Source organism: Acidovorax sp. M14 (genome assembly GCF_049331375.1).
Lineage (GTDB): Bacteria > Pseudomonadota > Gammaproteobacteria > Burkholderiales > Burkholderiaceae_C > Acidovorax.
Map to the genome: position 1 here is coordinate 2,618,457 of NZ_CP186263.1, position 14,402 is coordinate 2,632,858.

Sequence of the window (14,402 nt, forward strand, 5' to 3'; positions counted from 1 at the left end):
AGCGCGGAGATCAGCCCCACAGCACCGACCGCATCGAGATCGATGCTGACTGGTAGCCCGTGTTGAAGAAGCGTGGCATCTCGCTGGGCAAGACGGCCCCGGCTGCGTAGAGCAACGGCAGATAGTGCTCGTGAGTGGGGTGCGCCTGCTGGGCGACGGCACCCAGCTTCTGGAAGTCCTGCATGGCGCCCAGCTGGCCCTTTTTGATCTGCTCCTGCACCACGGTGTCGAACTCCGTGGCCCAGTCATACGCTTCGTTGGCGGCCGAGCCACGGCGGGATGCGCGCAGGTTGTGCACGATGTTGCCGCTGCCCACGATCAGCACGCCCCGCTCGCGCAGGGCCTTGAGCTGCTGTCCCAGCACATAGTGCTCGGCCGGAGGGCGGCTGTAGTCCATGCTGAGTTGCATCACCGGGATGCGCGCCTGGGGGAACATGGGCTTGAGCACCGACCACGTGCCGTGATCCAGTCCCCATTCGCCCTCGTCCACACCCAGCGCAGCGCCCGTGGCCGGGGATTTCAGCTCCTTGGCCAGGCTGCGTGCCACCGCCGGGGCGCCCGGCACGGGGTACTGCTGGTCAAACAGCGCCTGGGGGAAGCCGCCAAAGTCGTGGATGGTTTTGGGGTTGGCCATGCCCGTCAGCTGCCAGCCACCGCGCGTGAGCCAGTGGGCCGACACGCACAGGATGAGCTGTGGCTGCACCGCGCGCGCCATCAGCTCCGCGCCCATGGCCTGCCAGCTGCGGCGCCAGGCGTTGTCCTCGATGGCGTTCATGGGGCTGCCATGGCCCACAAACATCACCGGCATGCGGGGCGAAGGCTTGAGCGCCTGCAGCGCGGGCGCCGTGGCAGCACTGCTCAGGGACGTGGTCATGAAAGCTCCCGGAAAGGCGGCCAGGCCCGTGAGGGCGGCCAAAGAGGTTCTGCGTTGCATTGGTCAGGGAGCGTAACAAATTATGTATAACGCAGGGAGTGAGCCGGGGCGTACCGCGAAGTTCCGGCGTCACCCCCTCCATTCAAAAACCACAACACCGAGACACCTTCCCACCCATGCCCACCGCCCTGCCCCAGCCCCTGCGCAACACCCGTGTTCTGAGCCTCGCACTCAACCTGCCCGGCCCCGCCGCCCTGATGCGCTGCGCGCGCATGGGGGCCGAATGCACCAAGCTCGAACCTCCTCCCGCGCCGGGCTACCCCAGCGCCGACCCCATGGGCATCTACAGCCCCGCAGCCTATGCCACGCTGCACGATGGCGTGCGGGTGGTGCACGCCCACCTCAAGACGCCCGAAGGCCAGGCCGCGCTGCATGACGAGCTGGTCCGCACCGATGTGCTGATCACCTCCTTCCGCCCTTCGGCGCTCACCAAGCTGGGCCTGGGCTGGGAAGCGTTGCAGGCCAAATACCCGCGCCTGTCGCTGGTGCGCATCGTGGGCGCAGCGGCAGAGCGGGCCGAAGAACCGGGCCATGACCTCACCTATCTGGCCGATGCCGGCCTCGTGACGGGCACCGAGATGCCCCCCACGCTCTACGCCGACATGGGCGGCGCCCTGATGGCCAGCGAAGCCGTGCTGCAGGCCCTGCTGGAGCGCGCCCACACCGGCAGCGGCGTGTGCATCGAAGTGGCCCTGGCCGACGCCGCCGCCTGGCTGGCCCAACCGCGCCACTGGGGCCTGACCACGCCCGACGGCGACGTGGGCGGCCACCACGCGGGCTACCGCATCTACCCCTGCGCCGACGGCCGCGTGGCCGTGGCCGCGCTGGAGCCGCACTTTGCCGCCAGCCTGTGCGCTGCTGCAGGCCTGCCTGCTACGGGTGACCCGAAGGTGCTGCGCTCCCCCGACACCCACGCGGCTGTGGCGGCTTTTCTGCGGACTCAGACCCGTGCACAACTCGATGCGTTGGCGGTGGCGCAGGACATCCCGCTGCACACCCTGGCTTGAAGACGGGCGCGCTGACCGATGCAGAAGCAAGGCACCGTCGTTCGCTGGGACGCCAGCCGCGCCTTTGGCTTTATCCGCAGCCCGGACACGTCTGCCGATGTGTTTTTTCATGTGCGGGACTACCGGGGCAGCACCCCGCCGCGTGAAGGGCTTACCGTCGTGTACGAAGAGATTCACGTGGGCGGCAAGGGGCCCCGGGCCATGGCCGTGTTGCCTGTGGCTCCAACCGTTGGAGCCTTCCAGCCCCAAAGCCAAACACGAGCGCAGTCAACATCTCCGCGCCCAACACGTCGTACGCCTGCGCAGCGCGCAGGTCAGACACAGTCTGCCCCACGCAAACGCCTTGCTGCGGCCAGCCAGCCGTCCACCGCCGCCGGTTCAGCGCTGATACACCTGCTGATGCTGGGCTGGGTGGGGCTGCTGGCCTGGGGCCTCTGGGCAGGTCGGCTGCCATGGTGGGTGCTGGGCGCCGCCATAGGCGTCAACCTTCTGACCTTTCTGGTCTACGCCATGGACAAAAGCGCCGCGCAAAACGGCCAGTGGCGCACCAAAGAGAGCCATCTGCACCTGCTGAGCCTGGCGGGCGGCTGGCCGGGCGCGTGGTTTGCCCAGCAATGGCTGCGGCACAAATCGCGCAAGACGGAGTTCCGCGCGGTGTATTGGGCCACCGTGGTGTTGCACTGCGCGGCCGTGGTCGCTTGGCTGGGCGGATGGTTGCGTGGCTTGTAGCGCCGCCGTCGCTATCAAATTTGATAGCAAAGAGACCTTGAAGTACTAGCGCAACAGGCACTTTTTGCACATCAGCGAGCCCTGATCTACAACAGCGCACCGCAGGCTGACGCAAAGACAGCCCGCAGACCTACACAGTGTTTACAGGCACCCGGTTTCAATCCCAAGGTCTGAAACACCTTGGGAGATGTCCATGAAACCCTTCGTCCTTGATTCGTCCATGACCAACATGGGCGGCATCTTCTACCCCACCGGCCAGGTGTTCGCACTGTTCCCCGATGAAGACTGCACGCGCCAGGCAGCGCTCGCGCTGCAGGCGGCAAGCCACCAGGGCGATATTGCGTACGCCAGCCCCGAGGTCATCCTGCAAGAAATTGTGCACACGCTGGGTACGGCAGACGCGCCGCTCCCGTCTGTGGGCGCCGAAGGCGACATGGTGCGGCGCATTGCCGACCTGGCGGGCACCGGGCACCACGGCCTGCTGATCGCCATGGCAGACAAAGACGAGGCCGACAGCGTGGTGAGCGCTATTGCGCCCGAAGGTGCAGTCACAGCGTTCTACTACCGCACCTTCATCATCGAAGACCTGATCTCGCAGCCCTCCAGCACTGGCCCGCAGTCGGTGGTGGTGGGCACCCACGCGGCAGAGGGTTGAGGCTCCACGAAATCGCCCAGCACTCTGAGAGGCAGGGTCATGGCGGCTGCATAACTGCGCCAGGAGCCTTTCGGCGTCTCATCCACCGCGCCCACTGTCAATGGCACGCGGCTGCCGCCACCGATCTCAGCGCGGCTTGCGTGCGGACGGCTTGGCGGCACCGGTGACGCGCGGTGGCAGGCCGGTGTGCTGGGTCAGGATGCGGCCCTTCTGCGGTTGACCGGGCTTCATCGGCTTGACCTGCTTGACGGGTGCAGCCGTTGCAGCCTTCACGCCTGTGGGCGTGGAGTTCTTGCGACGCGCGCTCTGGTACCCGCCGTCCGTCAAGGGCTGGAAGGTAGGGATCAGGTGGTGCTTGCCGTTGCCGATCAAATCCGCGCGGCCCATGGCCTTGAGCGCCTCGCGCAGCAGCGGCCAATTGTTCGGGTCGTGGTAGCGCAAAAAGGCCTTGTGCAGGCGGCGGCGCTTTTCGCCGCGCACGATGTCCACCGATTCCTCGGCCTCGTCGCGCATCTGGCGGCGCACGCGGGTCAGGGTGTTGCGGCCCGAGTGGTACATGGCCGTGGCCGTGGCCATGGGGCTCGGGTAGAAGGTCTGCACTTGGTCGGCCCGAAAGCCGTTCTTTTTCAGCCAGATGGCGAGGTTCATCATGTCCTCGTCGCTCGTGCCCGGGTGCGCAGCGATGAAGTACGGGATCAGGAACTGCTTCTTGCCCGCCTCTTCGCTGAACTTCTCGAACATTTGCTTGAACTTGTCATAGCTGCCGATGCCCGGCTTCATCATCTTAGTGAGCGGGCCCTGCTCGGTGTGCTCGGGCGCGATCTTCAGGTAGCCGCCCACGTGGTGCTGCACCAGCTCCTTCACGTACTCGGGCGACTTCACGGCCAGGTCGTAGCGCAGGCCCGAGCCGATGAGGATCTTCTTGATGCCCTTCAATGCGCGGCCACGGCGGTAGATCTTGATCAGCGGGCCATGGTCGGTGGTGAGGTTCTGACAGATGCCCGGGTACACGCAGCTGGGCTTGCGACAGGCGGCTTCGATCTCAGGCGAGCGGCAGCCCAGGCGGTACATGTTGGCCGTGGGGCCGCCCAGGTCGGAGATGGTGCCGGTGAAGCCCTTGACCTTGTCGCGGATGTCCTCGATCTCCTGAATGATCGAATCCTCGGAGCGGCTCTGGATGATGCGCCCCTCGTGCTCGGTGATGGAGCAGAACGTGCAGCCCCCAAAGCAGCCGCGCATGATGTTGATCGAAAAGCGGATCATCTCCCACGCAGGGATCTTCGTCGCGCCGTCGTGGCTGCCGTTCTCGTCGGCGTAGCTGGGGTGCGGGCCGCGCGCGTAGGGCAGATCGAACACATGGTCCATCTCGGCCGTGGTCAGCGGGATGGGCGGCGGGTTGATCCACACGTCGCGCGCCGTGGCGCCTTCGCCATGAGCCTGCACCAGGGCGCGGGCGTTGCCGGGGTTGGTCTCCAGGTGCAGCACGCGGTTGGCGTGGGCGTAGAGTACGGGGTCGCTTTTGACCTGCTCGTAGCTGGGCAGGCGGATCACGGTCTTCTCGCGCGGAGGGACCTTGAGCTTGACCTTGAGCGCGGGGTTGGCAACGAACTGGATCGGCTGGATGGCGGGATTGGGGCTATTTTGTTCGGTAGCACTGGTGCTATCTGCGGCAACCGCTACAGAATCAGTAGCACTTCCATCGTCTTTGCTGCAGGTACTGCCTTGCGCGGCGGCCTGCTCGCTGGTAGTCATGTAAGGGTTGATGTGGGCTTCCACACGACCGGGCTCATCCACGGTGGTGGAGTCGATCTCGAACCAACCCTTGCCGCTTTCATCGTCGGGGCGGCGCACAAAAGCCGTGCCGCGCACGTCGGTGATTTTCTCGACCGGCTCGCGCGCAGCAATGCGGTGGGCCACCTCGACCAGCGCACGCTCGGCATTGCCGTACAGCAGCAGGTCGCACTTGCTATCCACCACGATGGAGCGGCGCACCTTGTCGCTCCAGTAGTCGTAGTGGGCGATGCGGCGCAGGCTGCCTTCGATGCCGCCCAGGATGATGGGCACGTCTTTGTAGGCCTCACGGCAGCGCTGGCTGTAGACGATGGCGGCGCGGTCGGGGCGCTTGCCGCCCACGTCGCCGGGGGTGTAGGCGTCATCGCTACGGATCTTCCGGTCGGCGGTGTACCGGTTGATCATCGAATCCATGTTGCCCGCCGTCACGCCCCAGAACAGGTTGGGCTTGCCCAGCACCTTGAAGGGCTCGGCGCTCTGCCAGTCAGGCTGGGCGATGATCCCCACGCGAAAGCCCTGGGCTTCCAGCGTGCGGCCGATCACGGCCATGCCGAAGCTGGGGTGGTCCACATACGCGTCGCCCGTCACCAGGATGATGTCGCAGCTGTCCCAGCCCAGTTTCTCCATCTCGGCGCGGCTCATTGGCAGGAACGGGGCCGTGCCAAAGCGCTTGGCCCAGTACGGACGGTAGCTGGTCAAGGGCTTTGCGGCGCGCGCAAAAAAGGAGACGTCAACGGGGGCGTTCATGCAAAGGGGGTCGCGGCCGCCCCCGGTGCGATGGGGGCCTTTGGAGGGCGCGTCTGTGGTGGATAACCCGTGATTTTACGTTGGCAGACGGTTTTTGTCCCCTTGGTAGCCCTTGCCCCTCACCGGTACAGGTTTGATGACCATCAAGCATATACTTGCCTTTGTCAATTAATTAACTGACAAAGGCATTCATGAGCAACGTTGCCCCCGCCCCTTCCGCCCCCCTCCCCGTTTCCCCGAGCGCGGTGAAGGCCGTGCGCCGCTTCAACCGCTTCATCACCCGCCGCATTGGCGTGCTGGACCCATACCTGGGCAGCAAGCTGTCATTGACCGATGTGCGCGTGTTGTATGAACTGGCCCACCGCGAGGCACCCGTGGCCAGCGAACTCGCACGGGAGCTCGGCCTGGACGGTGGGTACATGAGCCGGATACTGCGGCGTTTTGAGCAGTCAGGGTGGATAGAACGCCACGCCAGCACCAAGGACGCGCGACAAAGCCTGGTCACGCTCACCGCTGCCGGGCGCGAGGTGTTCGAGCCGCTGCAGCAGCGCTCGCGCGACGAGGCCGCCGCACTGCTCGCGCCTTTGCCCCCGGCGCGGCGCCAAGAGGTGGTGGAGGCCATGGAGCGGATCGAAACCCTGCTGTCCGCCCCCTCCAACGCCGCGGACGGCACGCGCGTCGCCGTTCTGCGCGACCCCCTGCCCGGCGACATGGGCTGGGTGGTGCAGCAGCATGGCGAGATCTATTGGCGCGAGTACGGCTGGGACAACCGGTTTGAGGCCTTGGTGGCAGACATCGCGACGCAGTTTCTGCGCAAGTTTCAGCCCGCGTGGGAGAAGGCCTGGATCGCCGAGCTGGACGGCGAGCGCGTGGGCTCCGTATTTGTGGTGCGCAAATCGCCCACCACGGCGCAGCTGCGCATGCTCATCCTCAGCCCCAAAGCCAGGGGCCTCGGCCTGGGCGCCCGCCTGACCGACGAATGCATTGCCTTTGCACGTGCAAAAGGTTACAAGAAGATGGTGCTGTGGACCAACAGCTGCCTGACGGCGGCGCGCGGTATCTATGCGCAACGGGGTTTTCAGTTGGTCAAGACCGAGCCCTATGAAGGCTTTGGTCAGCAATTGGTGGGAGAAACCTGGGAGCTGAAGCTTTGAATGAGGCTACCCAACCCGCTGCCTGACCAGCAGCGCCCAACGCGAGGCCACGGAGCATCTCGATGACTTTGTCCAATCCGCTTTTGATTCGCCCCGTCACGGCCGACGATGACTTGGCAAGGCTGACCGCCCTCATCCACTCCGCCTACGCACCCCACGCGCAGCGGGGCCTGCGCTACTGGGGCACCCACCAGTCCGTGGAAGACACAGCCAAGCGATTTGCTTCTGGCACGGGGCTGGTGATGCTGGATGGAAACGACTATGTGGGCACCGCCACGCTGCGACCGCCGCAACCCGAGTCCACCGTACCGCTTTACCGCGAGCCTGCGGTGTGGTCGCTGTGCCAGTTCTGTATCAGCCCCGACGCCAAAGGCCGGGGCTACGGCAAACAGTTGCATGCCTATGCCCTGGACTATGCCCGCAAGGCAGGCGCCCGGGTGATGGCTTTGGACACTGCACAACCCGCTACCGCTTTGATAGCAATGTATGAATCCTGGGGTTACCGGGTGGTGGGCGAGTGCGACTGGCGCCCTTTGACCAACTACACCAGCGTGCTCATGGCACGCGACTTAGAGAAGGCACAAGGCGGCGTAGACAACACCGAATAAACACGCGCTCCACTGCGTGGTTTGTCACATCACGCAGGGCGCCGTATCACCACTCGCCAATTTCCCGGACGCGCTGTGCTAGGTCCGGCATCGCATCGTCATCCTGCTCGTCCATCGCGCTGGGCATTGCGGCGGCCGATGCCAACGCACTGGGGCTCGATGCCTGGGCGCCAGAGGGGGCAATAAAACGGCCAAACAGATGGCTGGCGAGAGAGGTAGGCAAAGGTGCAGAGAGCGAAGTGGCAAACATGGCGGTTCCTTTTCTGATGGCCCAGTTGCTTTCAAATGCGTAGCAGCAGCGTAGGCCACAGCGACAAGTCCCCAGTGTAGGAACGCACGCCTAAGGTGTGTGTGACAGAACGCACATTCGCGACGCGATTGGTGGCTATCCATACCCTTCAGGGTCAGGACTGTGACTTCCGTCACACACAGCCCGATGCGAGCACCCGACGCGCTCGCCGTAAACTCGCTGCCCCATGCCCCAGACTCTGGCCGCCCCGGCGCACAGCGAACTCATCATCAAGAAAAGCCGCTTCATCGGCTGCGTGCAACCCATGGCCGACCGCGCCAGCGCCCAGGCCGCCGTCGATGCCTTGTGCAAGCAGCACCCCGGCGCCGCCCACATCTGCTGGGCCCTGCTGGCGGGCGGCCAGTCTGCTGCGGTGGACGACGGCGAACCCGGCGGCACCGCTGGCCGCCCCATGCTGGACGTGCTGCGCCACCAGGACCTGGAAGGCGTGCTGGCCACGGTGGTGCGCTACTTTGGCGGCGTCAAGCTAGGCGCCGGCGGCCTGGTGCGCGCCTACACCGACACCATTGCCCAGGCGCTGCTCACCGCCCCCAAGGTCACGCTGCAGCGCATGACCACCTTGCAATGCCAGGTGCCCTATGCCCTGGAGGGCTTGCTGCGCCGAGAAATCGAGGCGGCGGGTGCCGAACTGGTGGACGTTCAGCATGGCACCCTGGTCACCTTGCAACTGCGCCTGCCCCAAACACAAGCGACGCCCTTTGTGCAACGCATCAACGACCATGGGCAAGGCCGCGTGGGCTGGTCGGATGTCGAGGCCTGACCCCGGGCTACGCTTTCATACAAAGGGTTGGGAAGCGCCCCGGCAAGCCAGCCCCACAGCGCCCTCGCAAAACGGCGTGCATGCCTACAGCGGTGGGGCCGTTCACGCTACACACTCCGGCTTTTCCGACTCCGAAAGAGCCCCATGCCCCAACCGCTCGACACCATCATCATCGGCGCCGGCACGGCGGGCCTGGCCGCCTTGCGCGAAGTGCGCAAGCGCACCGACCGCTACCTCATCGTGAACGAAGGCCCCTGGGGCACCACCTGCGCGCGCGTGGGCTGCATGCCGTCCAAAGCGCTGATCGAGGCAGCCAACGCCTTCCACCGCCGCCACACCTTTGAAGAATTCGGTCTGCGCGGCGCGAGTGGTCTGACCGCCGACCTGCCTGCCGTGCTGCCGCGCGTGCGCGCACTGCGAGATGACTTCGTGGCAGGAGCCACCCAGGCCACCAACGGGCTGGGCAGCGCCCAGAGGTCAGGGCGTGCAACGCTGCTGGGGCCACGTGCGGTGGACATCGACGGCACGGCTTACTCCTCACGCAGCATCATCATCGCCACGGGGTCACGCCCCCGCGTGCCCGATGAATGGCTGGCGTTTGGCGACCGCATGCTCACCACCGACACCTTGTTCGAGCAACCCAGTCTCGGCCCCCGCGTTGCAGTGATTGGCATGGGACCGATCGGGGTGGAGTTGTCGCAATCCCTTGCACGGCTGGGCTTGCAGGTGGCGGCGTTCACCACCGGTCACACGCTGGCCGGCCTGAGCGATCCCACGCTCAATGCCGAGCTGGCCGCTCTGCTGAAACAAGACATGGTCCTGCACATGGGCGCCGAGGCGCAGTTGCGCGAGGTGCCCGGAGGCATCGAGGTGGCAAGTGGCGCCAACCGCGTGGTGGTGGACCAGGTCATCGCCGCGATGGGCCGGGTGCCCAACATCGAACACCTGGGCCTGGAGACGCTGGGCGTGCCGCTGGATGCGCGCGGCTTGCCCACCGTAGACCCGCAAACCCAACAGATTGGCGACCTGCCGGTGTTTTTGGCGGGCGACGCCAACACCCACACCCCGTTGCTGCACGAGTCGGCCGATGAAGGCCACATTGCAGGCCTGAACGCCCTGGCCCCAAGGCCCACGCGATTTCGGCGCCGCAGCTTGCTCTCCATCGTGTTCGCCGACCCCAACGTGGCGGTGGTGGGGCCGCGCGTGACCGACATGAACCCGCACAGCACCATCACTGGCACCGCCAGCTACGCAAACCAGGGCCGCGCCCGCACCGCGCAGCGCAACCAGGGACGCCTGTGCGTTTATGCCGACCATACGAGTGGTCGCCTGCTGGGTGCCGAGTTGTGCGCCCCCGATGGCGAGCACCTCGCCCACCTGCTGGCCCTGGCCGTGCAGCAGCAGCTGACCGTGCATGATCTTTTGGGCATGCCGTTCTACCACCCCACGCTGGAAGAAGGCCTGCGCACCGCCTTGCGCGACGCAGCCCGACAGTTGCCGAACGCCCGCACTTCCGACTTGGCCGCCTGCCCGGCCCTGGGGGTGCCTGCGCTGGACTAAGGCAACGCAGAACAGCGCAGCTTCACCGCCCCCTGCACATGTAACAACCCTCAAGCTCGCTTTTGTAGTGCCGATAAACCACCATTGCCTCAAGGAGTCACCATGGACGTCGCCCTGACCAACAGCATCGTCAACACCGCTACCAGCCTGGCCAGCGCCAAGACGTCCGACGCCCTGAACATGGTGGTGCTGAAAAAGGCGCTGGACATGCAGGCCGTGTCGGCTGCCACCATGATCGACGCCATGCAGCAGTCCATGCCGCAGCCTCAGCTGGCCACCAGCGGTACGCTGGGGACCAACGTCAACACCTTCGCCTGAGGGGCTGAGCCCCCCCTCTCTCTCGGCCCTGGCGGCTTAGCGCAAACGCGCGGGCGACAGCCCTTCCACCCCCACGCCCTCGCGCACCAGCTCGTCGGCCAGCGGCTCGCCCCCCAGCAGCTGCCGCGCCAACAACGAGGCGCCCGCAGCACTCTGAATCCCATACCCGCCCTGCCCGGCCAGCCAGAAGAAGCCGGGCACATGGTTGTCCCAGCCAATCACCATGTCGCCATCCCGCACAAACGAGCGCAACCCGGCCCAGGTGTGCGATGGGCGGCGTATCTGGAACCGGGTCATTTCCTCGATGTGATAAATCCCGGTGGCCACGTCCAGCTCCTCGGGCACCACATCGTGCGGGTGCGTGGGGTCGGCATTGGCCGGTGAGCCCAGCAGTTGCCCTGCGTCGGGCTTGAAGTAGAAGCTTTCGTCAATGCCGATCACGGCGGGCCAATGGGTAGCGTCCATGCCCTCGGGCACCGGGAAGGTGAACGCCGTGCGGCGGCGTGGCTCCAGCCCGATCGGCGGCACACCCGCAAGGCCTGCCACTACATCGGCCCAGGCACCCGCAGCGTTGACGATGGTGGGGGCGGCAAACACCCGCCCGTCGGCCAGCGTCACCTGCCACACGTCGCCGTCACGGCGCACGGCCGTCACCTCGGCGTGGGTCAGCACCTGGCCGCCGCGCTGGCGCAGGCCGCGCAGGTAGCCCTGGTGCAGGGCGTTCACATCAATGTCGGCCGCCTCGGGCTCGCTCATGCCGGCAGCCACAGCCTCGGGTTTGAGGCAGGGCAGCATCGCCAGCAGCTCGGGCTTGTCCACCCATTGCACGTTGGGCGAGGTGGCGTGCGCTTCCTCGTAGGTCTGTTTCAGCAAGTCCAGCTGGTCGGGACCAGCCACATAGACCACGCCCCGGGGCGAGAGGATGGGGTCGGCGCCAAACTCGGGCGGCGGCGCATCGTAAAACGCGCGGCTGGCCCGGGTCAGCGCCTGGATGTTGGGCGTGCCATAGGTAGCCATGTAGAGCGCGGCCGAGCGTCCGGTGGTGTGGTAGCCCGGCTGCGATTCACGCTCCAGCAGCAGCACGCTGGCGCCCTGCCCTGCGGCGCCGGGCTGTACCAGTTGCCAGGCTACGGAGGCCCCGGCAATGCCTGCGCCAATCACGATGGTGTCCACGGTTTGCATGTTGGTGTCTCCTTTTAAACCGCCGACACCTGCGCTGCCGATGCCGCACGGTCGTCACGCGGCAGGCTGCGGACATCTCGGGGGTCGGGTGCCACGGTCACGATGGAGGTCAGCGCGGGTTCGGCGCGCGTCTGCATCAGCTTGGCGATGTCGGGCCGGGGCCGCGCCAGCCCTGTGATGCCCTTGAACGCCTGCTCTAGCGCATGCCCCACGCCCAGCGTGTGCCGGTCGGCACGGAAGCGGCCCACGATCTGCAGGCCAAACGGCATGCCAGCGTCGTCCAACCCGCACGGCAGGCTCAGCGCTGGGTGGGTGGTCAGCGTGGTCACGTAGGTCAGCGCCAGCCAGCGGTAGTAGTTGGCCTGCGGCTCGCCGTTGATGTGGCTGGCGAACAGCTCGGTCCAGGCGAACGGCGACACGGGTGTGGTGGGCGCGAGGATGATGTCGTAATCCTCGTACAGCTTCTGGAACCGCGCCAGGATGCGTGTCTGCTCTGCCTGCGCCCAGGCGCTGTCCAGCAGCGTCATGGCGGCGCCCATTTCGTAGTTGGCGCGGGTGTTGGGGCCCAGGCTGGCGGGGTCGCGCTCGTAGGCCTCGCGCGTGCTCGCCACAAAGGCCTCGGCGCGCAGCACATCAAAGCAGCGGTGCACATCGCCCAGGTCGATGTCGATGGCGTCGCAACGCGCAAACAGGTGCTTCATGGCTTGCACCTTGTTGCGGAACACGGCGCGGATGCCGTTGTCCACAGCGCAGGCGCCGAAGTCCTCGGTGGTGGCCACGCGCAGGCGGCTCAGGTCCACGGTTTCAGGCAGCAAGAAACTCATCGGGTCCAGCGGGTAGCTCAGCGGGTCACCCGCCGACATGCCCGCTGATGCGGCCAGTTGCAGGCAGGCCTCTTCCACCGTCCGGCCCATGGGGCCCACCACCGAAATCGGCGTCCAGCCCAGCAGCTTGCGCGAGCTTGGCACCACACCGGGCGAGGGCCTGAAACCCACCACGCCACAAATGGACGCCGGAATGCGCAGCGACCCACCCGTGTCCGAGCCCGTGCACACCGGCAGCATGTCGCACGCCAGCGCAGCGGCCGAGCCGCCCGACGAGCCCCCAGCGTTCAGGTTGGGGTTGAACGGGTTGCCCGTGGCGCCCCACACGGTGTTGCGCGAATTGGCGCCCGCGCCCATCTCGGGGATATTGGTCTTGCCCGTGACGATGGCGCCCGCTGCGCGCAGGCGCGCCACCAGCACGTTGTCCTCGGCCGGAATGTGCTCGCGGTAGATCTGCGATCCATAGGTGGTCAGCAAGCCCGCCGTGGCCTCCAGGTCCTTCACGCCCATGGGCAGGCCATGCAGCAGGCCCAGCGGCTCGCCGCGCAGCACCGCCTGCTCGGCCGCCTTGGCCTCGGTGCGGGCGCGGTCGTAGCAGGTGGCGGTGGCGGCATTCACGTGCGGGTTCACCGCCTCGATGCGGGCGATGCAGGCGTCGAGCAGCTCCACCGGCGAAATCTCGCGTGTGCCAATGCGGTGGCGCAGTTCGTTGGCCGTCAGCTCAACCAGGGCTTGGGGGCTTGTTGCGGTCATCTCGGGCTTGTCTCCTTGTTCTCGTCACACGGGTTCAGTCTGCGGTGATGGCTGCGCGCTGTGCAATGGCGCGCATCAGCGGCAGCTCCTTGTCGATCAGCTCGGCCAACACCTTGGACGAAGCATAGGACGGCTCGAACCCTACCGCGATCATCTTGTCACGCGTCTCGGGGTCTGACACCACCTGGGCCAGCGCCAGCTCAAGCCGTGACTTCACGGCCGGTGGCAGCCCACGCGGCGCCACCATGGCGAGCCAGGTGTCCATCTCCAGGCCAGGGTAGCCACTCTCGCCCAGCGTGGGCACCTTGGGCAGCAGGGCCGAGCGCTTGCCAGACGTCACCGCAATGACCTTGATCTTGCCGTCCTTGAGCTGCGGCAGCGCGGCCGACACGGTATCGACGGTGAACGGGATCTGCCCGCCGAGCAGGTCGGTCATGGCGGGCGCGCTGCCTTTGTACGGCACATGCTGGATCTTCAGGCCCGCCGCGTGGAAGAACATCTCGCCCGCAAACTGCGAGGTGGTGCCCGTGCCGAACGAGCCATACGAATACTTGTCGGGAGCCGCCTTCACCAGGGCCACAAACTGCTTCAGGTCGTTGGCAGGCACATCCTTGTTAGCCAGCAAGATCAACCCAGTGCGGCCCGTGATGCCGATGGGCTCAAAGCTCTTGACCGGGTCGTACGGCAGCTTGGCTCGCACCGCAGGATTGACGGTGAACGTGGTGCCCGAGCTCATGAGCAGCGTGTAGCCATCGGGGGCTGCCCGCGCCACCGACGTTGCACCAATCACCGTGCCAGCCCCCGCACGGTTGTCAATCACCACGCTCTGGCCCAGCTTGTCGCCCAGCTTTTTGCCGATCAGCCGCCCCAGCACATCGGTGGCGCCACCGGGTGGGAACGGAATCACCAGCGTGATCGGCTTGGTGGGGAAGGCGGCCTCCTGCGCCATGGCCGGAGTCCACGCAGTGGCCCCCAGGGCGGCGCTGAGGACGGCAGACAAAAGCAGTTGCTTGCGGTTCATGGCGTGGCTCCAGACAAAAGTGAAAAGAAAAAAGAGAAAAGAAGGTGCT

General features: G+C 66.2%; 14 protein-coding genes. 8 read left to right on the top strand and 6 right to left on the bottom strand.

Annotated elements, in window-relative coordinates; all coding sequences use genetic code 11:
• Positions 1-10: 10 nt before the first annotated feature.
• On the bottom strand, positions 11-916 hold the full coding sequence (gene ygiD, locus ACOYR4_RS12030; protein ID WP_422849654.1) for a 4,5-DOPA dioxygenase extradiol: 906 nt from the start codon (positions 914-916) through the stop codon (positions 11-13).
• Between the two features lie 134 nt (positions 917-1,050).
• On the opposite strand from ygiD, the gene ACOYR4_RS12035 reads away from it, so the two are divergent.
• From ACOYR4_RS12035 to ACOYR4_RS12045, 3 genes are all read left to right on the top strand, one after another.
• Positions 1,051-1,941 (top strand): CoA transferase, encoded by an 891-nt coding sequence (locus ACOYR4_RS12035; protein WP_422846763.1) that lies wholly within the window; start codon positions 1,051-1,053, stop codon positions 1,939-1,941.
• An 18-nt stretch (positions 1,942-1,959) separates the two neighbouring features.
• The gene (locus ACOYR4_RS12040) at positions 1,960-2,670 is read left to right on the top strand and encodes a DUF1294 domain-containing protein (RefSeq protein ID WP_422846764.1); all 711 of its coding nucleotides are present in this window, start codon (positions 1,960-1,962) and stop codon (positions 2,668-2,670) included.
• 193 nt (positions 2,671-2,863) lie between these two features.
• Positions 2,864-3,325, top strand: coding sequence for a hypothetical protein (locus tag ACOYR4_RS12045; protein ID WP_422846765.1), 462 nt, complete (start codon positions 2,864-2,866; stop codon positions 3,323-3,325).
• Between the two features lie 126 nt (positions 3,326-3,451).
• Here the strand turns inward: ACOYR4_RS12045 and ACOYR4_RS12050 are convergent, their stop codons facing one another.
• Positions 3,452-5,863, bottom strand: coding sequence for a YgiQ family radical SAM protein (locus tag ACOYR4_RS12050; protein WP_422846766.1), 2,412 nt, complete (start codon positions 5,861-5,863; stop codon positions 3,452-3,454).
• 191 nt (positions 5,864-6,054) lie between these two features.
• Between ACOYR4_RS12050 and ACOYR4_RS12055 the strand changes: the two genes are divergently transcribed.
• Both ACOYR4_RS12055 and ACOYR4_RS12060 read left to right on the top strand, forming a co-directional pair.
• Positions 6,055-7,017: a bifunctional helix-turn-helix transcriptional regulator/GNAT family N-acetyltransferase gene (locus ACOYR4_RS12055; RefSeq protein ID WP_422846767.1), complete on the top strand. Its 963-nt coding sequence runs from the start codon at positions 6,055-6,057 to the stop codon at positions 7,015-7,017.
• A gap of 62 nt (positions 7,018-7,079) precedes the next feature.
• Positions 7,080-7,625, top strand: a complete 546-nt coding sequence (locus ACOYR4_RS12060) for a GNAT family N-acetyltransferase (RefSeq protein WP_422846768.1) — start codon at positions 7,080-7,082, stop codon at positions 7,623-7,625.
• Positions 7,626-7,671: 46 nt separating this feature from the next.
• Here the strand turns inward: ACOYR4_RS12060 and ACOYR4_RS12065 are convergent, their stop codons facing one another.
• Complete coding sequence (locus tag ACOYR4_RS12065) at positions 7,672-7,875, bottom strand: hypothetical protein (RefSeq protein WP_309824355.1); 204 nt, start codon at positions 7,873-7,875, stop codon at positions 7,672-7,674.
• Between the two features lie 226 nt (positions 7,876-8,101).
• On the opposite strand from ACOYR4_RS12065, the gene ACOYR4_RS12070 reads away from it, so the two are divergent.
• From ACOYR4_RS12070 to ACOYR4_RS12080, 3 genes are all read left to right on the top strand, one after another.
• On the top strand, positions 8,102-8,695 hold the full coding sequence (locus ACOYR4_RS12070; RefSeq protein WP_309824357.1) for a YigZ family protein: 594 nt from the start codon (positions 8,102-8,104) through the stop codon (positions 8,693-8,695).
• 144 nt (positions 8,696-8,839) lie between these two features.
• Positions 8,840-10,255, top strand: a complete 1,416-nt coding sequence (locus tag ACOYR4_RS12075) for a dihydrolipoyl dehydrogenase (RefSeq protein WP_422846769.1) — start codon at positions 8,840-8,842, stop codon at positions 10,253-10,255.
• 102 nt (positions 10,256-10,357) lie between these two features.
• Positions 10,358-10,573, top strand: coding sequence for a YjfB family protein (locus ACOYR4_RS12080; RefSeq protein ID WP_015013966.1), 216 nt, complete (start codon positions 10,358-10,360; stop codon positions 10,571-10,573).
• Between the two features lie 36 nt (positions 10,574-10,609).
• Here the strand turns inward: ACOYR4_RS12080 and ACOYR4_RS12085 are convergent, their stop codons facing one another.
• Genes ACOYR4_RS12085 through ACOYR4_RS12095 form a run of 3 tightly spaced genes read right to left on the bottom strand, consistent with a single transcriptional unit; the run spans position 10,610 to position 14,353 of the window.
• Positions 10,610-11,755: an NAD(P)/FAD-dependent oxidoreductase gene (locus ACOYR4_RS12085; RefSeq protein ID WP_422846770.1), complete on the bottom strand. Its 1,146-nt coding sequence runs from the start codon at positions 11,753-11,755 to the stop codon at positions 10,610-10,612.
• A 14-nt stretch (positions 11,756-11,769) separates the two neighbouring features.
• Complete coding sequence (locus ACOYR4_RS12090) at positions 11,770-13,332, bottom strand: amidase (RefSeq protein WP_422846771.1); 1,563 nt, start codon at positions 13,330-13,332, stop codon at positions 11,770-11,772.
• 34 nt (positions 13,333-13,366) lie between these two features.
• Entirely contained in the window at positions 13,367-14,353 is a 987-nt protein-coding gene (locus tag ACOYR4_RS12095) for a tripartite tricarboxylate transporter substrate binding protein (protein WP_309824365.1), read from the bottom strand.
• Between the last annotated feature and the right edge of the window lie 49 nt (positions 14,354-14,402).

Coding starts and splice junctions, on each gene's coding strand:
- ACOYR4_RS12055 (WP_422846767.1), top strand. CDS start 6,055: ATGAGCAACGTTGCCCCCGCCCCTTCCGCCCCCCTCCCCGTTTCCCCG.
- ACOYR4_RS12095 (WP_309824365.1), bottom strand. CDS start 14,353: ATGAACCGCAAGCAACTGCTTTTGTCTGCCGTCCTCAGCGCCGCCCTG.
- ACOYR4_RS12060 (WP_422846768.1), top strand. CDS start 7,080: ATGACTTTGTCCAATCCGCTTTTGATTCGCCCCGTCACGGCCGACGAT.
- ACOYR4_RS12075 (WP_422846769.1), top strand. CDS start 8,840: ATGCCCCAACCGCTCGACACCATCATCATCGGCGCCGGCACGGCGGGC.
- ACOYR4_RS12040 (WP_422846764.1), top strand. CDS start 1,960: ATGCAGAAGCAAGGCACCGTCGTTCGCTGGGACGCCAGCCGCGCCTTT.
- ACOYR4_RS12085 (WP_422846770.1), bottom strand. CDS start 11,755: ATGCAAACCGTGGACACCATCGTGATTGGCGCAGGCATTGCCGGGGCC.
- ACOYR4_RS12035 (WP_422846763.1), top strand. CDS start 1,051: ATGCCCACCGCCCTGCCCCAGCCCCTGCGCAACACCCGTGTTCTGAGC.
- ACOYR4_RS12045 (WP_422846765.1), top strand. CDS start 2,864: ATGAAACCCTTCGTCCTTGATTCGTCCATGACCAACATGGGCGGCATC.
- ACOYR4_RS12050 (WP_422846766.1), bottom strand. CDS start 5,863: ATGAACGCCCCCGTTGACGTCTCCTTTTTTGCGCGCGCCGCAAAGCCC.
- ACOYR4_RS12070 (WP_309824357.1), top strand. CDS start 8,102: ATGCCCCAGACTCTGGCCGCCCCGGCGCACAGCGAACTCATCATCAAG.
- ACOYR4_RS12080 (WP_015013966.1), top strand. CDS start 10,358: ATGGACGTCGCCCTGACCAACAGCATCGTCAACACCGCTACCAGCCTG.
- ACOYR4_RS12065 (WP_309824355.1), bottom strand. CDS start 7,875: ATGTTTGCCACTTCGCTCTCTGCACCTTTGCCTACCTCTCTCGCCAGC.
- ACOYR4_RS12090 (WP_422846771.1), bottom strand. CDS start 13,332: ATGACCGCAACAAGCCCCCAAGCCCTGGTTGAGCTGACGGCCAACGAA.